This window comes from Mycolicibacterium austroafricanum (assembly GCF_000612725.1).
In the GTDB taxonomy this organism is placed as follows: Bacteria; Actinomycetota; Actinomycetes; order Mycobacteriales; family Mycobacteriaceae; genus Mycobacterium; species Mycobacterium austroafricanum.
This window is the reverse complement of sequence record NZ_HG964450.1, coordinates 1,214,196-1,237,899: the sequence shown is the minus strand read 5'-3', so window position 1 is coordinate 1,237,899 and position 23,704 is coordinate 1,214,196. Positions and strand designations below refer to the sequence as shown.

The 23,704-nt window shown below is 66.6% G+C and carries 23 protein-coding genes; 15 read left to right on the top strand and 8 right to left on the bottom strand.

The annotated features are described in order from the left end of the window. Positions 1 to 35: 35 nt before the first annotated feature. The 14 genes from BN976_RS05905 to BN976_RS05840 all read left to right on the top strand — a co-directional run bounded on the left by BN976_RS05905 (position 36) and on the right by BN976_RS05840 (position 15,176). A complete protein-coding gene (locus tag BN976_RS05905) occupies positions 36 to 887 on the top strand; it encodes an ESX secretion-associated protein EspG (RefSeq protein WP_011777395.1) in 852 nt (283 codons plus the stop codon). A 17-nt stretch (positions 888 to 904) separates the two neighbouring features. Continuing rightward, positions 905 to 1,411 carry a hypothetical protein gene (locus BN976_RS05900; RefSeq protein ID WP_011777396.1) on the top strand — a complete coding sequence of 169 codons (507 nt, stop codon included), beginning with the start codon at positions 905 to 907 and terminating at the stop codon, positions 1,409 to 1,411. After that, positions 1,408 to 3,132, top strand: coding sequence for a type VII secretion AAA-ATPase EccA (eccA, locus tag BN976_RS05895; protein WP_036368699.1), 1,725 nt, complete (start codon positions 1,408 to 1,410; stop codon positions 3,130 to 3,132). Before BN976_RS05900 ends, eccA begins: the two co-directional genes overlap by 4 nt. A 3-nt stretch (positions 3,133 to 3,135) precedes the next feature. Continuing rightward, positions 3,136 to 4,623, top strand: a complete 1,488-nt coding sequence (eccB, locus tag BN976_RS05890) for a type VII secretion protein EccB (protein ID WP_036368696.1) — start codon at positions 3,136 to 3,138, stop codon at positions 4,621 to 4,623. After that, positions 4,620 to 6,842, top strand: a complete 2,223-nt coding sequence (eccCa, locus tag BN976_RS05885) for a type VII secretion protein EccCa (protein WP_036368694.1) — start codon at positions 4,620 to 4,622, stop codon at positions 6,840 to 6,842. The genes eccB and eccCa overlap by 4 nt, the downstream gene beginning before the upstream one ends. After that, positions 6,842 to 8,602: a type VII secretion protein EccCb gene (gene eccCb / locus BN976_RS05880; RefSeq protein WP_011777400.1), complete on the top strand. Its 1,761-nt coding sequence runs from the start codon at positions 6,842 to 6,844 to the stop codon at positions 8,600 to 8,602. Before eccCa ends, eccCb begins: the two co-directional genes overlap by 1 nt. A 168-nt stretch (positions 8,603 to 8,770) precedes the next feature. Continuing rightward, positions 8,771 to 9,067 (top strand): PE family protein, encoded by a 297-nt coding sequence (locus tag BN976_RS05875; RefSeq protein ID WP_011777401.1) that lies wholly within the window; start codon positions 8,771 to 8,773, stop codon positions 9,065 to 9,067. Positions 9,068 to 9,096: 29 nt separating this feature from the next. Then, positions 9,097 to 10,416, top strand: a complete 1,320-nt coding sequence (locus tag BN976_RS05870) for a PPE family protein (protein WP_011777402.1) — start codon at positions 9,097 to 9,099, stop codon at positions 10,414 to 10,416. 102 nt (positions 10,417 to 10,518) lie between these two features. After that, on the top strand, positions 10,519 to 10,824 hold the full coding sequence (locus tag BN976_RS05865) for a WXG100 family type VII secretion target (protein ID WP_011777403.1): 306 nt from the start codon (positions 10,519 to 10,521) through the stop codon (positions 10,822 to 10,824). Positions 10,825 to 10,866: 42 nt separating this feature from the next. After that, a complete protein-coding gene (locus tag BN976_RS05860) occupies positions 10,867 to 11,148 on the top strand; it encodes a WXG100 family type VII secretion target (RefSeq protein ID WP_011777404.1) in 282 nt (93 codons plus the stop codon). A gap of 99 nt (positions 11,149 to 11,247) precedes the next feature. Continuing rightward, entirely contained in the window at positions 11,248 to 12,615 is a 1,368-nt protein-coding gene (locus tag BN976_RS05855) for a MinD/ParA family ATP-binding protein (protein WP_036368690.1), read from the top strand. Next, positions 12,612 to 14,138 (top strand): type VII secretion integral membrane protein EccD, encoded by a 1,527-nt coding sequence (eccD, locus tag BN976_RS05850; protein ID WP_011777406.1) that lies wholly within the window; start codon positions 12,612 to 12,614, stop codon positions 14,136 to 14,138. Before BN976_RS05855 ends, eccD begins: the two co-directional genes overlap by 4 nt. Positions 14,139 to 14,148: 10 nt before the next feature. Beyond that, entirely contained in the window at positions 14,149 to 14,868 is a 720-nt protein-coding gene (locus tag BN976_RS05845; protein ID WP_036368688.1) for a hypothetical protein, read from the top strand. Then, positions 14,865 to 15,176 carry an ESX-1 secretion-associated protein gene (locus BN976_RS05840; RefSeq protein WP_011777408.1) on the top strand — a complete coding sequence of 104 codons (312 nt, stop codon included), beginning with the start codon at positions 14,865 to 14,867 and terminating at the stop codon, positions 15,174 to 15,176. The genes BN976_RS05845 and BN976_RS05840 overlap by 4 nt, the downstream gene beginning before the upstream one ends. On the opposite strand, the gene BN976_RS05835 is transcribed toward BN976_RS05840, so the two are convergent. Next, the gene (locus tag BN976_RS05835) at positions 15,177 to 16,247 is read right to left on the bottom strand and encodes an ESX-1 system-associated protein (protein WP_036368686.1); all 1,071 of its coding nucleotides are present in this window, start codon (positions 16,245 to 16,247) and stop codon (positions 15,177 to 15,179) included. It abuts the gene before it with no gap. 15 nt (positions 16,248 to 16,262) lie between these two features. Continuing rightward, a complete protein-coding gene (locus BN976_RS05830; RefSeq protein ID WP_036368684.1) occupies positions 16,263 to 17,126 on the bottom strand; it encodes an EspK C-terminal domain-containing protein in 864 nt (287 codons plus the stop codon). Between the two features lie 175 nt (positions 17,127 to 17,301). Between BN976_RS05830 and BN976_RS34560 the strand changes: the two genes are divergently transcribed. Continuing rightward, entirely contained in the window at positions 17,302 to 17,430 is a 129-nt protein-coding gene (locus BN976_RS34560; RefSeq protein WP_268748841.1) for a hypothetical protein, read from the top strand. 1,021 nt (positions 17,431 to 18,451) lie between these two features. Here the strand turns inward: BN976_RS34560 and BN976_RS33515 are convergent. The 6 genes from BN976_RS33515 to BN976_RS05805 form a co-directional block, all read right to left on the bottom strand. Continuing rightward, positions 18,452 to 19,111 (bottom strand): ESX-1 system-associated protein, encoded by a 660-nt coding sequence (locus tag BN976_RS33515; protein ID WP_145977918.1) that lies wholly within the window; start codon positions 19,109 to 19,111, stop codon positions 18,452 to 18,454. 625 nt (positions 19,112 to 19,736) lie between these two features. After that, positions 19,737 to 20,006: a hypothetical protein gene (locus BN976_RS05825; RefSeq protein WP_036368682.1), complete on the bottom strand. Its 270-nt coding sequence runs from the start codon at positions 20,004 to 20,006 to the stop codon at positions 19,737 to 19,739. Then, positions 20,003 to 20,302 (bottom strand): hypothetical protein, encoded by a 300-nt coding sequence (locus tag BN976_RS05820; RefSeq protein WP_036368681.1) that lies wholly within the window; start codon positions 20,300 to 20,302, stop codon positions 20,003 to 20,005. Before BN976_RS05820 ends, BN976_RS05825 begins: the two co-directional genes overlap by 4 nt. Before the next feature lie 10 nt (positions 20,303 to 20,312). Next, the gene (locus BN976_RS31980; RefSeq protein ID WP_145977917.1) at positions 20,313 to 21,725 is read right to left on the bottom strand and encodes a WXG100 family type VII secretion target; all 1,413 of its coding nucleotides are present in this window, start codon (positions 21,723 to 21,725) and stop codon (positions 20,313 to 20,315) included. A 4-nt stretch (positions 21,726 to 21,729) separates the two neighbouring features. After that, a complete protein-coding gene (locus BN976_RS05810) occupies positions 21,730 to 22,074 on the bottom strand; it encodes a YbaB/EbfC family nucleoid-associated protein (protein ID WP_011777414.1) in 345 nt (114 codons plus the stop codon). Then, a complete protein-coding gene (locus BN976_RS05805) occupies positions 22,074 to 23,699 on the bottom strand; it encodes a PPE domain-containing protein (RefSeq protein WP_036368677.1) in 1,626 nt (541 codons plus the stop codon). The genes BN976_RS05810 and BN976_RS05805 overlap by 1 nt, the downstream gene beginning before the upstream one ends. Positions 23,700 to 23,704: the final 5 nt, after the last annotated feature.

Here is a 23,704-nt window from a genome sequence, read left to right as displayed (position 1 = left end):
GGGTCCGGTGTCCGTGCGCCCGGTCTGTCGTGGTGATGGCGAGCCCGTTCCTGGGTGATGGCGAGCCCACCCACTATGACGACGTGGTGGGTGTCGAGGTCACGATCGACGGCATGCTGGTCATCGCCGACCTGCTGCACCTGGTCGACTTTCCGCTGTCGCTGGGGATCCGGCCGAACATCCCGTACGAGGATCAGCGCAAGATCGTGTGGGATCAGGTGACCCGGGACCTGACCGCTCAGGGCATTCTGACCGCCTACGGCGACCCGCATCCGGAAGTGGCGGCAATGGTCGACGCGCTGAGCCGCCCGGACCGAACCCTCGACTGCAGGTGGTGGCGCAGGGACCTCGGCGGCAAGATGGTCCGCTTCGTCGTCTGCCGCAAGGGCGATCGGCATGTCGTCGCCGCCCGTGACGAAGACATGCTCGTGCTGCAGCGGGTGGCACCGCAGATCGGTCTGGCAGCGATGGTGGGCGTGGTGATCGGCGGTGCCCCAGCGGCGGACGTCGAGCCGCTGACCGGCATCGCAACCAAGCTGGCGGAGGCCCGCACCGCAGAGCAGATCGGCGCGTACGGTCAGCCGCCGTTGTCGGCGAAGATCTACGCCGAAGCGACGGCCAACCCGGACAGCTGGGTGGAGATCACCGCCGCCGAACGGCACCCGGGTGGGACCTACTCCCAGGCGGGGGTGGGCGCCGGCGTCCTCGACTCGGCCCACGGCAGGATCGTGTCCATTCCCAGGCAGGTCGGTGGCGAGCTGTACGGCAGCTTCCTACCGGGCACCCAGGAGAACCTGCAGCGTGCACTCGACGGACTGGTGGAGTTCCTCCCGTCCAGGGCATGGTTCGACCACGCGGACGCCCTCGACAACTCGTACTCGGACTGAGAAAGGCGAATTTCACGGTGGCCAACCCTCCGCCCGGTTTCGAGGCGTCCGGTTTCGACGCGTCCGGATTTCACGATGGTGGGGACCACGACGACCTCGCGGCGCTGGACTTCAGCATCGCCGGCGACGAGGACGAGGCCGACCTCGGCGTCATCTTCGGCGACTTCGGCTCGGCGAGTGACGATGACGGCGAGATGCCGATGTTCACCGTGACGAACCCGCCCGGCACCGTGACCGTGACGACCTACATGGACGGCCGGGTGCACCAGATCGAGTTGGCACCGAGCGCGGCCGCGCTGCCCGAAGCGGTGCTCGCCGACGAGATCGTGGTCATCGCGGGCCTGGCCACCCAGGACGCCAGATCCGCCCAGTACACGTTCATGTTGGAGGGGATGCGAGAACACGGCCACGACAACGTGACCACCAGGGACTTTCTCAACCGCGACCTGGATCTGCCCACCCCGGAACAAGCTCGGGCGGCCCGCGCCGAGCTGTTCACGACCCGCTACGCAGGTGACGAATGACCGACCACCTGGCAAGCGTCTTCGGCACCGCGGTAGGCCTGCTGCCCACCTCGCAGGCACGGTCGCTGGAACTGTTCACCGAGATCACCACCCTCGACGAGTCCGCCTGTGACGCCTGGGTGGGCCGGATCCGGTGCGGCGACACCGACCGCGTGACGATGTTCCGGGCGTGGTACTCGCGCAACAACTTCGGCCAACTGGCGGGCACCGCCGAGATCTCGATGAACAGCCTGGGCGCCCGGGTTCCGATCGGCGGGATGTACGGCGACATCACCTACCCGGTGAACTCGCCGTTGGCGATCACATTGGGATTCGCCGTCAGTGAGGCTGCCCTCGGCAACTATGCCGATGCGATGGAGGCGCTCGACGAGGCGCAGGCCGCCGGCGGTGAGCATCTGGTGTCCTGGGTGAAGGCGGTCGTCTACGGTGCGGCGCAACGCTGGACCGACGTGATCGAGGAAGTGCGCACCGCCGGTGCCGGGTGGCCGGACAAGTTGCTGGCGGGCGCCGCGCTGGTGGCACACGGGGTGGCGGCCGCGAACCTGGGGCTCTTCACCGAGGCCGAACGCCGCCTGGTGGAGGCGAATTCGGCCCCGGCCGGGCAGGCGTGCAACCGGACCATCGCGTGGTACTCGGCGATGGCCTACCGTGCGCTCGGCAACGAGGAGGCCGCGGTGCGGCTGCTGGAGTGGCTGCAGGCCTCCCACCCGTCCCCGGAGGTCGCTGCCGCGCTCAAGGATCCGTCCTACCGGTTGCAGACGACGACGGCGGAGAAGATCGCCTCGCGGCGCGACCCGTGGGACCCGACCACCGTGGAGGCCGACAACACCGGCAGGGAGATGCTGCTGGCCGACGCACAGGCCGAACTCGACCGCCAGATCGGGCTGACCCGGGTCAAGGATCAGATCGAGCGCTACCGTGCGGCCACTCAGATGGCGAAAGTCCGTGCCGCCCGCGGAATGAAGGTCGCCCAGGCGTCCAAGCACATGATCTTCACCGGGCCGCCCGGCACCGGTAAGACGACGATCGCGCGCGTCGTGGCCAACATCCTGGCCGGGCTCGGTGTGATCGCCGAACCGAAGCTCGTCGAAACCTCACGCAAGGATTTCGTCGCCGAATACGAAGGCCAGTCCGCGGTCAAGACCGCACGCACCATCGACCGGGCGATGGGTGGCGTGCTGTTCATCGACGAGGCCTACACGCTGGTCCAGGAGCGCGACGGGCGTGCCGACCCCTTCGGCACCGAGGCGCTGGACACCCTGCTGGCCCGCATGGAGAACGACCGCGATCGGCTTGTGGTGATCATCGCCGGATACAGCAATGACATCGACCGGCTGCTGGAGACCAACGACGGTCTGCGGTCCCGGTTCTCGACCCGGATCGAGTTCGATTCCTACTCGCCGGAGGAGATCGTCGATATCGCCAGAGTCATTGCAGCACACAATGATTCGAGCCTGACCGATGAGGCCGCCAAGCGGGTGCTCGAGGCGGCGACGCTGCTGAGTCAGAGCACGTCGAACGGGAAACCGGCACTTGACGTCGCGGGCAACGGTCGATATGCGCGACAGCTGGTGGAGGCCGGCGAGCAGACCAGGGACATGCGTCTGGCCCGATCACCGGACTTCGACACCCTCGACGTCGAACAGCTCAGCGAGATCAACGGAGACGACATGGCAGCGGCGATCACGTCGGTGCACGGGCGAATGGACATCAGCGGGTAGGTCATGGCGGGATTTCGGCTCACCACGAAGGTGCAGGTCAGCGGTTGGCGATTCCTGCTGCGCCGGGTCGAGCACGCGATCGTGCGGCGTGATACCCGGATGTTCGACGACCCGCTGCAGTTCTACAGCCGCGCCGTCACCACGGGCATCGTCATCGCGGTGTTGATCTGTCTCGGCGCCGTGCTGCTGGCCTACTTCAAACCGCTCGGAAAGCGCGGCGGCGACACGCTTCTGGTGGACCGCACCACCAACCAGCTGTTCATCGTGCTGCCCGACAGTGGCCAGCTGCGACCCGTCTACAACCTGACCTCGGCGCGGCTCATCCTCGGTGACGGCAAGACGCCGGTTGCGGTCAAGTCCCAGGAACTGGACAAGATGCCGAAGGGACAGCCCGTCGGCATCCCGGGGGCCCCCTACGCCACGCCGGTGGCGTCGTCCGCCGAGTCGCAGTGGACGCTGTGCGACACCGTCATCAAGCCGGACAGTGTCGCACCGGCAGTGGAGTCGTCGGTCCTGATCACGCCGCTGGCACTGGACGCCTCCGTCGGCGCGATGCGACCGGAGCAGGGGATGCTGGTCTCGTTCAAGGACCAGAACTGGCTCGTCACCGAGGCGGGCCGGCACCTCATCGATCTGGCCGACCGGGCGGTGACCTCGGCGGTGGGGATCCCGGTCACCGCCCGCTCAGCCCCGATATCGGAAGGCCTCTTCAACGCACTACCCAACGCGGGGCCGTGGCGGCTGCCCGACATTCCGGCCGGCGGATCGCCGAACTCGGTCGGTCTGCCGCCGGAGTTGGTGGTCGGGTCGGTGTTCGTCACCGTCACCGACGCGGGCGAGCAGGCCGGCGAACAGAACTATGTGGTGTTGCCCAACGGTGTCGCGAAGGTCAACACCACCACCGCCGCCGCGCTCCGTGCCACCAATTCGTTCGGCCTCATCGAGCCCCCGTCGTTGGAATCCAGTGCGGTAGCCCGGATTCCGGAACAGGTGTACGACTCACCGCTTCCCGACGTCCCGATGGACGTGCTGTCGCGTCAGGAGCTTCCGACGCTGTGCTGGGCGTGGCAACGGGTGGCAGGCGACCAGGCGCCGAAGATGACCGTCATCGCCGGGCGCCGCCTGCCGCTGCCGCCGTCGGCCCTGAGCACCGGCATCGACCAGATCACGGGTGACGCGACCGTGTACATCGACGGCGGGCAGTACATCCGGCTGCAGTCACCGGACCCGCGGTACGGCGAGAACCTGTACTACATCGACCCCCAGGGTGTGCGCTACGGGCTTCCTGACGAGGAGACCGCGGCCAAGCTGGGGCTGTCGTCCCCCCGCACCGCGCCGTGGCAGGTGGTCAGTCTGTTGGTCGACGGGCCGGTGCTCTCGCAGCAGGCGGCGCTGGTCGAACACGACACGCTGCCACCGAATCCCAATCCGCGCAGTGTCGGTGCCGACGCGGCCGCACCCGTGGGGGCGAACAACGGAGGCGGCGGATGACGACACGGAAGTTCACGCCGATCATCAAGCGGGGACCGCGTCTGACCCCCGGCGAGATCAACGTGACCCCTCCCGAGGACCTCGGGGTGGACATCCCGCCGTCGGGCATGCAGAAGGCGCTGCCGTGGGTGATGGGCGGCTGCATGCTCGGCATGATCGCCATCCTGATCTTCGGCGGTATGCGCAACTTCTCGCCGTACATGCTGATGATGCCGATGATGGTGGTCATGGGCGCGGTCGGCATGATGGCCGGCGGCGGCAGCGGCGGCAAGAAGGTGCCCGAGATCAACGCCGACCGCAAGGAATATCTGCGCTACCTGGCGGGCCTGCGCACCCGGGTGACCTCCTCGGCGTCTGCGCAGGTGACGTTCTTCAACTACCACGGCCCGCATCCCGACGACCTGCTGTCGATCATCGGCACCCACCGGCAGTGGTCGCGGCCGGCCAACCATGACTTCTACGCCGCCACCAGGATCGGGCTCGGCTCCGAGCCCGCCGTCGACCGCCTGTTGAAGCCCGCGGTCGGCTCGGAGCTCGCCGGGCCCGCGGGTGCCCCGCAGCCCCATCTCGAACCCGTCAGCCATATGTGGGTGACGAAGTTCCTGCGTACGCACGGCCTGATCCATGACTGCCCGAAACTGGTGCAGCTCAAGACGTTTCCGACGATCGCGGTCGGTGGTGACAGCGCGGGATCGGCGGCGCTCCTCGCGGCGATGATCTGCCACCTCGCGGTGTTCCACCCGCCGGACATGTTGCAGATGCGGGTCCTCACCGACGACCCCGAGGATCCGGCCTGGGCCTGGCTGAAGTGGCTACCGCACCTGCAGCACGAGACGGACACCGACGCCGCGGGCACCACCCGCATGGTGTTCACCCGCCCGGACGCGCTCAGCGACCTGGCCGCCCGCGGTCCGCACACCGCCGATGCGGCTCCGAGTGGCCCTTACGTCGTCGTGATCGACTTGACCGGCGGCAGAGCGGGTTTCCCGATGGACGGAAGGTCCGGGGTCACCGTCATCACGCTCGGCAACCACCGCTCGGCCTACCGGATCCGGGTGGACGCCGACGGCACCGCCGACGACAAGCTGCCGGGTGCATCGTTCCGGCTGGTCGCCAGCCAGGTGGACGGGATGACCCCGCGGCAGGCCGAACGGGTGGCCCGCAAGCTCGCGGGCTGGTCGATCACGGGGACGATCATCGACAAGGGCACCCGCGTCCAGAAGAAGGTCGCCACCGAGTGGCACGAGATCGTCGGCGCGCAATCGGTCGAGGAGGTGACACCGGCCCGTTGGCGGATGTTCACCGACACCGACCGGGACCGGCTGCGGATCCCGTTCGGTCACGAGCTCAAGACCGGCGACGTCATGTACCTCGACATCAAGGAGGGTGCCGAGTTCGGCGCGGGCCCGCACGGCATGCTGATCGGCACAACCGGTTCGGGCAAGTCGGAGTTCCTGCGCACCCTCATCCTGTCGCTGGCCGCCACCCATCATCCCGACCAGATCAACCTGCTCCTGACAGATTTCAAAGGCGGGTCGACGTTCCTCGGCATGGAGAAGCTGCCGCACACCGCGGCGGTGGTCACCAACATGGAAGAGGAAGCCGAGCTGGTCAGCCGCATGGGTGAGGTGCTCACGGGTGAACTCGACCGCAGGCAGTCCATCCTGCGTCAGGCAGGGATGCAGGTCGGCGCCGCGGGCGCGCTCTCCGGTGTCGCCGAGTACGAGAAGCACCGCGAGCGTGGGGCCGACCTCGCGCCGCTACCAACACTGTTCGTGGTGGTCGACGAGTTCGCCGAACTACTGCAGAACCACCCGGACTTCATCCAGCTGTTCGACCGTATCTGTCGTGTCGGCCGTTCGCTGCGCGTGCACCTGCTGCTGGCCACGCAGTCGTTGAACACCGGTGGCACCCGCATCGACAAGCTCGAACCCAACCTCACGTACCGGATCGCGCTGCGCACCACCAGCTCTGCCGAGTCCAAGGCGGTGATCGGCACGCCGGAGGCGCAGTACATCACCAACAAGGAGAGCGGTGTCGGCTTCCTCCGCGTCGGCATGGAGGACCCGGTCAAGTTCCAGAGTGTCTACACCGGCAACCCCTATGTACCCACGGTCGGCAACGCGGGGGATGACGAGGCGCCGAAAGCACACGCCGACAGGAACATCCGTATCCACCGTTTCACGACGGCGCCGATCATGGATGCGAGGCTGGGCTGATGAGCATCGACTCCGGACAGAAGGTCCTGCGTGAGGTCGTTCTCGAGCAGCTGACCACCGGCGAGAACCACGCCTACCGGATGTGGTTGCCGCCGTTGGCCGATCCCACCCCGGTCAACGAGCTGATCGCCCGCGACTACGACCGCCGCCCGCTGCGCATCGGGCTCGGAATCATGGACGAGCCGCGCAGACACCGCCAGGAGGTGTGGGGAGTCGATGTCGCCACCGCGGCGGGCAACATCGCCGTCGGTGGCGCACCGCAGACCGGGAAGTCGACCCTGCTGCAGACGTTCATCCTGTCGGCCTCCGCCTCGCACACACCGCGCCAGATCCAGTTCTACTGCGTCGACATGGGCGGCGGCGGGTTGATGTACATCGAGGATCTCCCCCATGTGGGCGGGGTGGCCACCCGCGCCGAACCGGACCGGGTCAACCGCGTGGTTGCCGAGGTGAAAGCCGTACTGAGGCAACGGGAGCAGACGTTCAAGGAGTATCGGGTCGGGTCGATGGCCGACTACCGGCAGATGCGCGAGGACCCGAACCACCCGGCGTCGGCGGACCCGTTCGGGGACGTGTTCCTGGTCGTCGACGGCTGGCCGGCGTTCACCGCAGAGTTCCCCGACCTCGAGGCCACCGTGCAGGACATCGCCGGCCAGGGGCTGGCATTCGGTGTCCACACGATGATCTCGACGCCGCGGTGGACCGAGCTCAGGTCCAGGGTGCGCGATTACCTCGGCACCAAGATCGAGTTCCGGTTGGGCGACGTCAACGAGACCCAGATCGACCGGATCACCCGCGAGATCCCGGTCAATCGCCCGGGCCGGGCGGTGTCCACCGAGAAACACCACCTGATGATCGGGGTGCCCCGGCTGGACGGGGTGCACAGCGCCGAGGGGTTGGTGCCGGCGATGGCGGCCGCCGTCAAGGAGATCGCCGCACGTCATACCGAGGAAGCGCCGCGCGTGCGGGTGCTGCCGAGCCGCATCCATCTCCACGAACTGGATCCCACACCGCCTGGGCCGGAGGCGGATTACCGCACCCGGTGGACGATCCCGGTCGGCGTGCGCGAGTCGGACCTGACGGTGGCGCACAACCACATGCACTCGACCCCGCATCACCTGATCTTCGGTGCCGCCAAATCGGGCAAGACGACCATCGCGCATGCGATCGCGCGAGCCATCTGCGCCCGCAACAGCCCACAGCAGGTGCGGTTCATGGTGGCCGACTACCGGTCGGGCCTGCTCGAGGCCGTCCCCGAGTCGCATCTGCTGCCTGCCGGAGCGATCAACCGAAACCATGCGACGCTGGAGGAGTCGATCAAGGCGCTTGTCGCCAACCTGACCAAACGCCTGCCGCCGTCCGATCTCACCCCGTCACAGTTGCGGCAGCGGTCGTGGTGGACTGGCCCCGATGTGGTGCTGCTCGTCGACGACTGGCACATGATCACGGCGGCCGGCGGGATGCTCTCCCCGATGGCCCCGCTGGCGCCGCTGCTGCCCGCAGCCGCCGACATCGGCCTGCACCTCGTCGTGACCTGTCAGATGAGTCAGGCAAGCCGGGCGGTGATGGACAAGTTCGTCGGCGCTGCGTACGGGGCGGGCACCCCGACGATGTTCCTGTCCGGGGAGAAGCAGGACTTCCCTTCGCGCGAGATCATCGTCAAGAAAAGGCCGCCTGGGCAGGCGTTTTACGTCACGCCGGATGTGAAGGAAGTGATTCAGGCGGCATATGTGGATCCACCGGAAGAAGAAGTGTTCTGACCACCCTCCGAGAGCGGTTAACATTGATTCCGTGCTTCTCTAGCAAATGCAAAGGCGGTAGAAAAGCCATTATTGTCGGGGGGGTTGATACCCATCTCCGCTGGGTATCGGTGCCGATACCTGACAACTAAATACATCCATGTGTTTAGAACAGCGAGGAACTAGCAAATGCAACCATTGAGTCATAATCCCGGTGCAATCGGTGTCGGCGGTCAGGTCACGGCCAATGGGGCGCGGGGGCTGGCCACCGGCACGGCAGCGACCAGCGCCGTGAGTGCGCTCGCTCCGGCGGGCGCCGACGAAGTGTCGGCTGCCGCCGCGGTGACGTTCGCGGCCGAGGGCATCCAGACCCTGGGGATCAACGCGCTGGCGCAAGAGGAGATCGCACGCGCCGGCGCATCGATCATCGAAGCTGCCGGCGCCTACCAGGCGGTCGATGCTTCGAACGCCACCACCCTGATCTGACCCGACCGGTACTTCGAGTCGCCTGAGCCATGGCCACCATCGGCATTCCCATCCCACCGATCTGGGGAGCATTTCCTCCCGAGATCAACACTTCGCGCCTGCAGGCCGGAGCGGGTGCGGTGCCGATGTTGCAGGCCGCCGCGGGCTGGGAAGCGTTCGCCATCTCACTCGAAACCCAGGCGGACGAACTCGCGGCCAGCCTCGCGACGCTGTCCCAGATGTGGCAGGGCACGGCCAGCGAGCGGGCGGTCATGGCGACGATGCCGATGGTCATGTGGTTGCGCATGCTCTCGTTGCAGGCCCAGAAGCGCGCTGCGCAGGCGTCGGCGCAAGCCACCGCGTGGGCTTCTGCGGCAACGAGCACCCCGCAACTGCCGGAGATCGAGACCAACCACATCACCAACGCGGTGCTCAATGCGACGAATTTCCTTGGTGTGAACACTGTCCCGATCGCGGTCAACGAGGCTGACTACATACGGATGTGGAACCAGGCCGCCGCGGTGATGACCGGTTACGAAACCGAGACGATCCTCAACTCGACGTTCGAGCCGGTGGCGCCGCCGAAGCCGATCACGGTGTTCGGCAGCACCCAGGCGGCGATGGCCACGGCGATCGGAAGTGCGGCTCCGGGGATCGCCAGCGCCGCCGCGCGGAACGCGACCTTCACGAAGGTGAGCGTCGTCGGCAAGCTGGACGAGGTCAACCAGAAGGCGGGCCACGCGGAGGGGCTGCTACAACAGGCGGCCGACAGTGGCCGCTCGCAAGCGGAACAAGGCCAACTCCTTCAGCAGGCGCCCCAGCAGGGCATGCAGATGGGCATGCAGATGGCGTCGCAGCTCGGGTCCACGCTCGGGCAGTTGCCGCAGCAGATGATGCAAGGGGTCACCCAACCGTTCCAGCAGCTGACCCAGCCGCTGCAGCAGATGTCGTCGCTGTTCGGTCAGATGGGCGGTCTCGGCGGTGACCGGGGTGCCCAGATCGGAATGCTGGGGGCCACACCGTTTTCCAACCACCCGGCAATCGGTGGCTCGGGTGCGGCGACGGGTGCGGGCCTGGTTCGCGCCGCGTCGCTACCCGGCGCCGGTGGCACCGCGGCGCGCACACCGCTGATGTCGAACCTCGTCGGCTCGGGACTGCAGCCGACGGTGAGTGCCGTGGCAGTGGGTGCGGGGGCCGGCGCCGGCGCCGGTGCAGGCCTCGCCCCGGTGGGCGCAGGAAGCGGGATGGGCGGCGGTGGGCCGATGGGAATGCTGGGGCAGCGCGGCAAGAGCGGCGGCAACAAACCCGGACTGAACGCGCCTGCACCCTTGGAACACGATCTCAGCGAAGACGACGACGACGACTGGTAGTCGTCCACCACAGACTTACCGGCCACCTGGGTCGGGAGGGCTCGCCGAGGTGGCGAGTGCACAGGGAAACCGAAACGCCGGTAACAGAGAGAAGGTCAACACATGGCTCTTGAAGCAGACGTCGCAGTATTGGCCGCCGAGGCGGCAACATTCGACCGGATCACGGGCGAACTCCAGGCAGTGCGCGCGCAGATCGAGGCGATCGCCGCGGCGAGTTCGGCGAATCTGCGAGGTGCTGCCGGTGATGCGGCGCAGGCAGCGATGATGCGGTACCGCGAGGCAGCCGATCAGCAGAATCGCCTGCTCGCCGACATCTCGGAGAACATCAACATCAGCGGTGTCAAGTACGACACCACTGACGCGGACAATGCGTCCAGCCTGACGAACTCCATGGGCAGCGTCCTGTAGAGCCCCATTACCGAACCCAACTTCGACATTCAAGGAGCACAGGTGATTACATACAATTTTGCCGGGATCGAAAGTGACGCAGGCGAGATCAGCGGACAGGTCGGAAAGGTGGCCGGGCTGCTGGCAGAAGGCCACGGAGCGCTGACCCGTCTGCAGGCCGTCTGGACGGGTGACGGGCAGATGGCCTACGACGCCGTCCAGAACCGTTGGAACCAGAACTCTGAGGAGCTGAATCTGGCGCTGCAGAGCCTCAGCGAAGCTCTGAGCCGCTCCGGTGGCGACATGTTCGGCGCTGATCAGGGCGTGGCGGGCCAGTTCACCTGACCAGTCGGGGACCATGTGCGCGATGGGCGACCACACGCTGTGTTGTCGCCCACCGCGTGCACCCCGTTCTTCATCACTCAAACCCTTTGAGAGGCAACCATGTCGGCCGACTATGACCGGCTCTTCCACTCCCCGGATGCCGCCCGAACGGCCGACGAGTCGGACCGTGACACCCCGCCCGCCGGCCGGGACACCGTGGCGCCCCCGGGTGACGCGCCCAATGGCGATGCCACCCCGCCCCCCATGCCTGCTGCGCGCGCACAGGCCATGCAGGCGCCCCCGACCTGGCAGACGGAGGTGATGAGCCCGATCACCGGTCTGCAGCCGCCGAATCAGACCGCCGCGCAACGTGTCCCCAACAACGGAATGATGCGCGCCCCGCAGGCGCCGCCGGTGGGTGCCCGCCACGAGCAACAACGTTCTGCGCCACCGCCTGCGCCGCGCCCAGCTCCGGCCCCTCCGCCGTCGCAGTTCTACGGCGAGCCGACCGACCAGCGACAGCCAACAGCACCGACCTCCGCGGCAGCGATGGGCAACCACCGGGCGATCGACGCACTGTCGCACGTCGGAGTCCGGTCCGCGGTGAAAATGCCGTCCCAACGCGGTTGGCGGCACTGGCTTTACGTGATGACGAGGATCAATCTCGGGCTCTCCGCCGACGAGCTCTACGAGCTCGACCTGCACGCCCGGATCCGCCGGAACGCCCGCGACTCGTACCACATCGGCGTTTTCGGGCTCAAAGGTGGCGTCGGAAAGACAGCGGTGACGGTGGCGCTCGGCTCTGCGCTCGCCAGCATCCGCGGCGACCGGATACTCGCGATCGATGCCGACCCGGACGGCGGTAACCTCGCCGACCGAGCCGGCCGTCAGTCCGCGGCGACGATCACCGACCTGTTGTCGGACAAAGAGCTCAACCGGTACAACGACATCCGCGCCTACACGAGCATGAACGCCTCGAATCTGGAAGTGCTCTCCTCGGACGAATACAGCGCTGCGCGCCGCGAGTTCAACGACGAGGATTGGCGCGAGGCCACCGAGATCGTCTCGCGCTACTACAACCTCGTCCTGGCCGATTGCGGCGCCGGACTGTTCCAGCCGGGCGCGCGCGGCGTTCTGTCCACCGTGTCGGGGTTGGTGATCGTCGCGAGTGCCTCCATCGACGGCGCGCGACAGGCCGCTATCACGATGGACTGGTTGCGCCAGAACGGGTATCAGGACCTGCTCGGTCGTTCGTGCGTGGTGATCAACCATGTGACCCCGGGTAAGCCGAACATCGACGTCGAGGATCTCGTGCAGCAGTTCGAACGCCACGTGCCCGCGGGACGGGTGATCGTGTTGCCCTGGGACAAGCACATCGCGGCGGGAACCGAGATTCAACTCAGCCTGCTGGGCAAGACGTTCAACCGCAAGATCGTCGAACTCGCCGCGGCGTTGTCCGACGACTTCGACAGGCTCGAGCGGCGTTGACCGCGACGGTCGCACCCCCGACGTCGTCGAACGTCACTCCGGGTCGTCCGACGACCACCCGCGTGACGATCCTGACCGGCCGGCGGATGACCGATCTGGTGCTACCGTCGGCCGCGCCCATCGAAACCTATGTCGATGAGACGGTGTCGGTGCTGGCCGATATTCTCGCCGATACCCCCGAAAATGTGCTGGCCGACTTCGATTTCAAGGCGCAGGGGGTGTGGTCATTCGCGCGGCCGGGTGCCCCGCCGATCAAGCTCACCGAATCCCTCGATGACGCCGGCGTCGTTGACGGCTCGTTGTTGACCGTCGTGTCGGTGAGCCGCACCGAGCGGTACCGGCCTCTCGTCGAGGACGTGATCGACGCGATCGCGGTCCTCGACGAGACACCTGAGTTCGACCGCAGTGCGCTGTACCGCTTCGTCGGCCTCATTCTGCCGCTCGCAGCATTCATGGTCGCCTGCGTTGCGATCCTGTCGTGGTCATCAACCGGCCGGGACTGGTGGTGGGCCGTCGCGCTCGGTGTGCTCGGTGCCGGATTGATGGGCGGTAGCGTCCTGGCGCAGAACCGGTATCGACACCTGGACATGGCCGAGAGTCTGCTGGTCTCCTCACTGGTGACGCTCGTCGGTGCGGTGGTGCTGGCCGTTCCGCTACCGGAGGGTGTGGACAGCCTTGGTGCACCGCAAGTCGCGGGTGCGGGTGCCCTGGTCCTGTTGATGGTGCTGGCGACGCGTGGCGGCCCACGGCGAAGAGCAGAGGTCGCGGCCTTCCTCGCGGTGATCGCGTTGGCGCTGACGATCGCCGCGGTCGCGTTCGGTTACGGGTGGAACGACTGGGTTCCCGCCGGTGCCATAGCCTTCGGCCTGATCGTCGTCACCAACGCCGCGAAACTGACGGTGGCCGTGGCCCGCATCGCGCTGCCGCCGATCCCGGCACCGGGTGAGACGGTGACCAACGACGAGCTCCTGGACCCGGTGACGACGACGGACGCGTCGGAGGAATCCGAGACCTGGCAGGCGATCATCGCGTCGGTGCCCAGTTCGGCGGCACGGCTGACGGAGCGCAGTCGGCTCGCCAAGCGGCTGCTGATCGGATTCTTGAGCGCCGGCGCGTTGATCCTCGCGGCCGGTTCGATCGCCGTTGTGGTGCAAGGCCATTTCTTCCTGCACAGCATGATCGTCGCCGGCCTGGTGACGATGCTGTGTGGGTTTCGCTCGAGGCTGTACGCCGAGCGGTGGTGCGCGTGGGCGCTGATGGCTGCGGCCGTGGCGGTCCCGACGGGCGTCGTGGTTCGGCTGTGCCTGTGGTACCCGGAGCGTGCGTGGCTGTTGTTGGCGATCTACACGGCCTTGGCTCTGCTGGCCGTGATCGTCATCGGTGCAAGTGAGGGCGTCCGGAGGATCTCACCGGTGACGAAACGGATCCTCGAGTTGTTGGATGGGGCGACCATCGCGGCGGTCATCCCGATGCTGCTGTGGATCGCCGGGGTGTACGACGTCCTGCGAAACCTGAGGTTCTGAGGGGGGAGACATGGCAACCGGCGGCACACCCCCTCTTTCGGTCGACCCCGAGGAACTGAGCGCAGCCGGCGGTGCGTTGCTGGAATCGGCGCGCGAGTTGCCGCAGGCGCCGGCGCCGTTCAATCCGGTCGGAAACGATCCCCTGTCCGCGGCGATCATCGGGCAGATTCCGGCGGTCGAGGCACCAATCGCGACCCAACTGCCGTTGATACAGGCGCAGGCGACCAGCACCGCACAGAACGTGGTGAGCGCCGCGCAGGTGTACGCCGAGACTGACGCGCGCAACGGCGCGGCGATCCACGAACAGATGCAGTCGCGGCTTGACCCACTCGGAACAGGCGCCGGCGGAGGGAGTTTGCCTTCCACTGCCGGCGGTGGCGCGGACTCGCTGGGCATGCCGATGCAGATGGCAGGCCAGATGGCTCAGATGCCGATGCAGGTGATGGGTGCCGTCGCGGCGGTACCGCAGGGGATCATGCAGGGCGCTCAGCAAGCCGGACAACAGGTTCAGCAGATGGTGGGGCAGTTCGGGGATCAAGGCGCGAAGGACGGGCAAAAAGGAACACCGTCCGGGGAGCTTCCGACCGCCGCAACCCGCGAGGAGGGTGCGGCCGCCGCTGAGCCTCACGCCGAACGTGCGCCCGAGCCGGAGGAGAAAACCGACACCGACGGCGGACAGCGTCCGGGCCGTCACCGTGCTGCGGAATCCGACGAGAGGATCGAGTTGTGAGCGCGCCCCTGGAGGTCGACACGAGCGTGATGCGCCGGGTCGGAAGTGACTTCGACTCCGCCGGCGACCGGATGGCCGGCCTGCAGGCCGACGCCCCGCTTGGTGACGCGGCGGCTGCGGTACCTCAGCTACAGACTGCCGCTGCCTGCAACGCGGCGAGAACCACGGTGGCAACGGAAATGACGAAGATCGCCGGAAGCGCACGCACCTACGGTGCCGACCTCAGGAGTGCTGCAGACCGGTACGACGCGACCGACGAGACCTCCGGTCGCGCCATCGACGGTGTCGGGATCCCGGGGCCAAGGTGACTACTTCCTGACCGCCCGGCAGGCGTGGTCGGTCAAGGACTGAAGCCGGGATGCCGCGTCGTCGAGGTGGGTGTCGGGCAGGCCATAGCTGGGGAGGGCCATCGCGTACGCCCGCCGGTAGTGCGACGAGAGCGCGGCGAAGTCAGCGGCAGTCAGGTTGCCGCTCAACAGACCCAGTAGCTGAGTGCGGTCGGCGTTCTGCTGCATCACCGTCGCCGCCTTGGCGTTGAGTTCCCGTAGGTCTGGGGGACTCTGTGAGGCAGGGAGATTCGGGTCGTGCCGGTCGCGCCATTCGCGGGTGGCGGTGCCGTACTCGTTCACCATGGTGACCCATTCGCTGCAGAATGCCGACGGCCCGGTGATGAACCGCGGCGGGCGGCCGGGGTCGGCCAGCGGTCCTTCGGGCACCGGGGGAGGTCCGGGCAGCACCAAGGCGGCTCGAGCCCCCGCCGCTCCGAAATCGATGGCGGCACAGATTGATTGGATCGACTCGGCGGCGCTGGTGGCCGCCCCGGCGAGGTGGTCCGCCGATGGGCGGTAGTCGTCGACGCTGTCGGCGTAGGCGCGCCAGTAGGCGATGGCCTGTTCGTAGAGTTCGCGCATGACCCGGTGCGGGGTCTGCTTCGCGAGCGCGACGGACTTGTCGGCCGCCGCGCGCATCGCCACGGCGACCGCCCGGTACTGGGTGTGCTGGTCGTCGGTCCATTCGGTCTGCGGAACCGAGGGATCGCGCTGATGCCAGCCGTTCCCGAGTGCGGTGTTCAGCGCGGCGGTGATGGGTTCCCATTCCGGGCAGGTGGGGTCGTCGGTGACGATGCTGACCGGGTCTTCGTCCTCGGCGCTGGCAATCTGGGATGCGTCGACCGGTGGGCCCACGGAGGGTACCGGCGTCGCGGGCGGTGGTGGGCCGGCGTCGTGCGGCATCCCCTGGTGGGTGACGACGGTGACGAGGGTGAGCACCAGCAGAACCGCGACCCTGACCGACCATTTCTCTGTGGGGCCGTTGGCCGGGTAGCCGGGAATGTTGAGACGGCCTGGGTGCGGCCACTGTCGTGGAGGCGACGGAAGCATCCGTACCGACGGTACCTACACGGCCGCATCCGTGCCGACGGCGTCGGTGAGCAGGACCTCGAGGTGCTGCCAGTAGACCCAGTCGGCGATGGCCAGTCGTTGGTCGCTCGGGTCCGCGGCGTTGTGCGCCTTATGGAGCGCCAACTCCTCGGCGTGCCTGGCATAGGCGACGAATGCCTGCAGATGCGGACCGCTGCGCTGAGGATTAGTGCTCATCAGGGGCTTGGCCACCTCGAACCACAGCCGGGCGCTGTCGTCTGCCGGTGGTTCGAGGTCTGCTGTGGCGGGGGGCAACAGGTCGTTCAAGCCGAAATCGCTGACAGCGCTGAGGCGTTGGGCCGCCTCGGGTGCGATGACTTCCAGGCGGCTGCGTCCCTGCATCTGGCCGCTTTCAGGGATGTCGTCCTGGGTGAGGATGATCTTCGCAACGCCGGGGTCGAAGTTCGCGAACTGCTCTTCGGTGGCGACGACGGCACGAAGCTGCTGGTTGTGGCGCTGCGCCCAACCTTGCACGGCGAGTATCGGGTAGGTCGCCCATTTGGCGCGCTCGCCGGCCGGGATCGACTCGTCGGCCGTGGCCATCCGGACCTGGTCGGGAAGGGCGACCCCGGCGGGGATGTAGGCGAGGCCGTAGCTGTTGGCGACGACGATCATGCCGTCCATCGTGACGCCGGTGACCCAGAAGAAGCCGAAGTCCATGATGCCGACGTTGAGGGCGGCGGCGATGTGGCGCGCTTGCTGCAGGGGGTCCGCGCCGTTGGTCTTGCGGCGCAGGGCGCCCGCAGTGGACGCGGCCGCGATCGCGTCACGCTCGGCGCGGGCGGTGGACACCGGGATGGGCGCCGGTGCCGCACCGCCGGCGGTGCCGGTAGTTGACATCGGCGCGACACCAGGACCGACTGCTGCCGGGCCTGCGGCCGGAGCGCCGGTGGCGGGTGGTGGCGCCGGCGGTGCCGGAGTGGTGGGCGGGCCGAGGGGAACAGGCGGTGCGGGCGGAGGACCGCTGGTGGCTGGGCCGCCGAGGGGCGCGGGGCCAGCGGAGCCACCGCCGGAGATGCCTCCGCTGCTTGGTCCGGCGCCTGATGATGTTGCCGGTGACGTGGTGGCGGGCTGGCTGCTCGCCGGCGGTGGTGGGGCCGGTGATGTCGCTGGCGCGGACGAGGCCAACGGCGGCGGCGCCTGATTCATCAGCGGCTGCATTGGAGAAGGCTGCGCCTTGGCGGCGTTGGGTGGCGACGCAGCGGCGGGCTGACCGCCCGCCGCGCCCGTGGCCGATTGACTGCCAACCGATGACGGGGTTGCGGAGGATGAGGAGGACGACCCTCCTGATCCCGACGGGGAACCTCCGGACGAACTCGCGCCGCCGCTGCCGGATGACGACCCACCACCCGACGAGCTCATCGATGTCGACGGTGATGAAGGGCTTGGGGCGGAGCTTGGGCCGCCCAGGCCGCCGGGACTGCTTGGTGAGATGTCAGGTGGGGCGGATGCCGTCGCTTGGCTGCCCAGTGGCGGTGAACCAGGGTTGCTTCCCTGACCATCGGACCGTGTCATAGGAGGGGGCGGGCTAACCGATTGGGTTATGGGTGCACTTATTCTCGGGGCGCCGTAATTCGTGGTGGCAAAGCGCACTTGCGGCGGATTGGGTCCTGGCGGTTCTGCAGTCGAAGGCCGAACCGGTATTGGGATGGAATTTGGTGCTGGAACAAAAGTCTTGAAGTCGACTACCTGCGGTACACCAGCGCTGACCAGTCCGCTATTTACCGAATTCTGCCAAGCAACGTACATCTTAATCAGCGCCGTCTTAGTTGCTTCGCTGTAGGTAGCAGATTCGCGGATACTCTTAATCACGCCCTGAGCAGTCGCCAGATTACGATTGATCGCACTCTTCGTTTGCTCAACTATGCCTGCAACAAGATTGTAGTAGCTGTACGCTTTGGCGGCGTCGCCCTCCAACCTGCTGAACGCATCAATGCGTTGCTGAATGGACGAGTTGGCGGCAGATGCGGCGCCGCCTGACCATATATCACCGTCGAACATATGTGTCTGCTGATCTCGCCAGTCGCTCGCGGTGGCGTGGACAGAATTGCGAATGTCCAGCATTGCTTTAGCCCGATCAGAAATAAGCGTCTCGTCGATATCAGGCCAACCTGCAGGCTCGGTCATTTCTTCGATGAATTCACCGGCCGCCTTCTCGATGCCCATCAGCTAGCCCCGACAGCCCTACAAGCGTGACTATTCGCAGCGCTCAGCTCTGCTGCAGTGTTCGCGAGATATCCGTCAGCGGGCAAGTAACTGGGAATCGACTGTACAAAGGCTCTGCGATATTGTGCCGCAAGCGCAGCGAAGTCATCAAAGACGGGGTCGAGACTTTGTGCGCCAAGATTCTGCATTTCACCAGCATTGGATTGCATTATTGGTAACACATCTAGGTAAATTGCTTGCTGCTCGGGCGACCACTGAGAAGCGGGAATATTCGCGTCGGTATTTAGCCACGCCGCAGTGGCATTATCAAATTCTTCCGCAGTGGCTATCCAGTCGGGACATACCGAGAGAGGTTCGGTCACGTAGCGCGCCGGATTCTGAGGATTCCCAAGTTCGCCGACGCCATACGGAGCAGGCGAGGGGGCGACGAGTGGCGCCCTAGATGCGGCTGAGCCGAATGTAATCGCCGAGCAAATATTGCCCACAGCGTTGGCAGCGGCGGTAGCCACTCGGGCGAGATGATCATCATTCGGCGTATAAGCAGGGACCGCTGCGGCGTAAGCACGCCAGTACGCGATGGATTGGTCGTATAGTTCGCGCATCACGCGGTGGGTCGTCAACTTGACTAGTGCCACCGTCTGATCGGCGGCCGAAGCCATGGCGTCCGCGATCGCTTCGTGCTGTGCTCGCTGGGCCGCCGTCCACCCAGTAGCAGGGATGGACGGATCCCGGTCGTTCCAGCCCTTAGACGCTTGCGCGGAGAAGGTTTCTGCGATGGGACCCCATGCCGTACAGGTTGGGTCCTCAGTAATTACCTCGACCGGACCGTCATCCTCGGCGCTCGCGATTGGTGAGGTATCGGCGGGGGTGGTTGCAGATGGCGACGACGCTTGCGGCGTTCCCGTTTGAGAATCCCCACGTGTGAGTAGCAACGTGGCTACAACGGTCAGGACGACGACTACCAGAAGCGCCAAGCCGCCCAGAATCCACTTGGCTGCGCCACCGCCTCGCGGACCCGGCTGCTGCGAACCCCATGGAGGCGGACCTGGCGGGGGAGACCACTGACCGGGGGGAGGTGAAGTCACACGCACCACTCCACAGCGCGCCTCGTCATCCCATCCTCCCAAGTCAACGCATAAGTTGCGCTGTGTCGACGTCTGTTCGGCTCTCACCAGCTTACGAGAGCCTGCGCACCCTCAACGACACCGATATTCATGAGTACGCGGACTTCTTTGTCGCGCTCTGGGCCACCATATCGATGCGCGCGAAACCCCAATAGCGCGATCAGCCAAACGCGCTCCCTCCCAAACCTGCGCCGACAAGAAAGGCGATGACGGTCAGCGGAAGCACGCAAATCGAGAGCACCAAACCGGTGCCGAGCTGTTTCACCCATCCCCATGTGAGCATGAGCGGCGCTCCAGCGATGACCAGGGCGGCGAACCCGTAGTTGACCTCGACTACCTGCAGCACTATCAGCATCAAGTATGTCGTTCCGGCGACAACACCGATCAGGCTTGCCGGACCGAAGAACTGCCCTAAGTCGGCCCGCCTCACAACGTCAACACCGCCCCGGCGACCAGAATGATGCCGACGATCGCAGCGGCCACCGCTGTCCCTGCTCCCACAGCAGTGGATTTTCTTGTACCCCAGACTGACCCCACTGTCAGCAGCACCTCCACGATCGCAATAGCGATGAATCGCGATGTCATACGGTGAAGGTCGGCTGCGGTTATCGACATCTCCAACACCAGGGTGAGTAGCAGCGCCGCGGACAGCAAGACTGGAACGCCTATCGTGGCCGCGGCCCAGAACGCGGTCGGGCGATTACCAACACGAGTCTGTGGGTTCATATTCGATCGCCTACTTGACCACGACGACGTTGGGGATTTTGTCAGCCGGTGCGAGTTCGGTCGGCGTATTCGGATCAACGCGCCCGGGAACGTAAGGCATAGCGTCGCCTGGATAGCGCGGTCCGCCGGGAAGTTGCGGAGTAAGGGATTCGAAAGGTGCGAAAGCCGCTGTGCCCTCGCCAATTTCGTGCGAGAACGGCAGCTCTGTCAGCGGGCCGTACACATTGCCACTGTCCGCGGCGTCTTGGACGAGCGTGTAGGTTTGGCCGGTTGGCAAGTCCTGGTAGACCTCCAACGACGGGTAGTCGCCGATGACGCCATCGACGCTTGCGGCCGCGCTACCCGCCCCCGGCGTAACGACGATGTCACCGCGAACCACATGACCCGAAAGCTCGGCACCGGGGGGCGCGAAACCGTTAGCCGCCTCGTACTGGATTCGCACCGCCCCGCCTGGTGCCTGTTGCACCTTGATATCAGGTGTCAGCACGCGGACATTGCCAGCGGTATCCACTGACGGGTTCTGTCGCGCGATCACCAGACCGTTTTCGTAGTCGACGTAAATGCTGACGCGGGTTTCCTCCGGACCAAAATTGGGATCGAACCCGCGGTTGTCACCGAGATCGTCGCGTGGCACGTTGAAGACGACATCCCGCGGAATGAAGAGTCCCGACTTGACGATTCCTTGCCCGGGTACGGGCTCGATGCGCCCTACGACGACGCTCGGCGGCTCGTCGTTGTACTTATCGTCGTAGCTATGCGGATCAAGGGCGGCCGCTGTCTTCCAGTCCGTCGGTGACTCCGGGTGGCGTCCGAATACTTGCTTGAACGCGTTGATCTCATTCTGTCGCCTCGTAGTGGCAGCGGGATCCTGATCAGGTGGAGCCTCTGGTGCGCCACCGCCAACGACGAAGTCGACTGCTTGATAGATGGACTCGCCGGTACCAGGACGCCCGCCTCGTAGGCCGGATGCCGTGGCCTCGTCGACAGCCTCGAATGTGTGGAGCAGCTTGCGCAATACGGTCGAGTAAGCCGTGGCGATGGTCGGCGTGAGCATGTGCGCCACCGACGTCGGTTGAACCGAGCCGTCGTCGCCGACGATTCCGCCCAGCGTGGTTGCTTGACTTGTCGTCGACAGGATCTCTTCACGGAGAGCTGACAGTTGGCTGCCACCCCTGAACAATGTCGTCTGGATAGCGTGAAGACGGTCGCGGAAGTTGTTCTTCTCCCGCAACAAGCGGCGTCCGCGCCTGATCGCGGTGTCGCTCGCTGCGCCGGACCAGACCAGACTGAGTTGGTCCAGAGTCCGCTGCCGGCTCTCAATGAGGTCGTCCAGCGCGCTGATCGTCCGTTGCATCGCTTCCGAAGCCTCTGCAAGGCCTACTGGGTTGGATGAGCGCACTACCGAGATCGTCTCGCCGCCCACCGCGCTACTCCCGCTCGTCGTCCGAAATCTCCGCCGTGATCTCCGCGACGACCGCGTCAATTCGCTCACGGTCGGCGTCGATCGAGGCCGAGGCTTCCGCACTTGCCTTGTGCAGCGCCTCGTTCACGCGCTGCTCGACCTCTTCGGCGCCCAGCCGCAGCAGCCCGTCCTGGATGTAGACATCCTTGAGCCACTGGTGGCCGTTCAGCGTGACCTCGACGGTGTCGTTCTCATCGGTCGCCGTGAACGACTCGGTCGCCATCTTGTCCAACTGCTCGTCCATCAGCGACTGCAGTCGCCGCGCCTGTCGAAGCACCGCAGCCACTTCCGGATGCATGTCGTCAGTCACTACGTGTCCCCCTTCTTCGTGTCCTCGGCAGCGCCCCTCCGCCTCGGCCGCACACCGATGACCTGCTCGGTGTGCGGTCGGTCTTCGACGTAGAGCGGCTCGTCCGGTGACAGCGCGGGATTGCGCTTCTTCTCACCGGCTCCGCCACCGTGTGCCCCGCCCATCATGGGCGCCATTCCCCCGGCGCCCATGCCGCCGGCGACGCCGCCCGAACCGCTGCTCACCCCCGGCCCCGCCGCAGCCGCCGGCACGATCGGCGTCGGCGCCACGGTCTCCGCGCCGACCGCCGGTTGCAGCGGGCCGGCGGGAACTCCGCCTCCGCCACCACCGCCGCCGGAGCCTCCGCCACCTGCTGCGGCCGGCCTCAGGCTGGGATCTGTGGGCAACTTGGGCTCGCCCTTGCCGAGACCGGGCATTCCACCGCCCGGCGCGCCGCCCTGCGAACCGCCCGCGGGTGAGCCGCCCTGAGACCCGCCGCCCTGAGAGCCGCCGCCCGGTGACCCGCCCTGCGAACCCCCCTGCGGCGCAGCCTGTTGCGCGCCTTGGGCCGCCTGCTCGGCCGCCGACATCGGGGACACCGGAGCCTCCTGCGGGATCTGCGGCTGCCCGCCCGGCTGCTGTCCACCCGACCCCGACGGCTGTCCGGCACCGGAACCGCCGCCCCGCCGTGACTCCTCCTCCGTGTGCGCCGGCACACCACGGCGATTCGGGTCACCGTTGCCTGTTACCGGCGCGGCCGGCGCCACGGCATCGGGCCGCGGCTGCGGCGGCTGCACGGGCGTGGGCTGCCCGGCCTTCGCGTAGGTCTCGCGGATCGCCTCGGACTCCTGGTAGAGCTGCTCCATCTGCAGCTGAACGGCACGTTGGGCGCCGCCATCCATCGGCGTCGTCATCAACTGGGTCTGGAGGGCTTCGTACTGGGCCCGGACCGGTGCGTTGGCCGCCTTGGCCTGGTCGTGTGCGGCCGCGAGCTTCTCGGCCTCGGCCGCCAGCTGAGTCCACTTGCCTGCCAACGTCTGCAGCCAACCGCCGAAGGACTTGAACTTGATGTACGCGGCTTCGGCGGCGACGCCTTCCCAATTCTGGATCTTGATCTCGAACGGGGCCGAGGCGTCGGCCAGTCGGACGGCGTTGGCGCTCCACCGCGCCGCTGCCGCCCGCAGCGCGGCGGCCTGATCGCCCTCGAGCAGCTTGTTGTCGGTCTCGATGGGATCGAGGATGTCGCCATCAGCGGCGACGTTCTCGAAGCCGGGCATCGGCGGGGGAGGCGGCGGTGCGGGCACCGAGTTGGGTGGGATGGGGACGGGCGCGGGTGCCGGTGACGACGTGCCTCCCGGCAGCGTGCTGTCGATGTTGCCCGCCGAGGCCTCGTCGACCGCCCGGTATGCCTGCGCGACGAGTCTCAACGTCTCAGCGAGTCTTCGGCCCTCGGCAATTCCCCACCGTTGCTCGGCGCCGAGAGCTTCGGCGTTCTTGATCAGATTGCGCACCGATGCTGTCGTCGGCGTGAGCTTGTCGGGGTCGGCCACCGCGACCGCGGAGGGGTCTTCCCCCCATGGAATCGCTTCGACCGTACCTGCTTTCGTGTCGAGATCATCGGGGTCGACCTTGAGTTCGTCCGCCATTACCC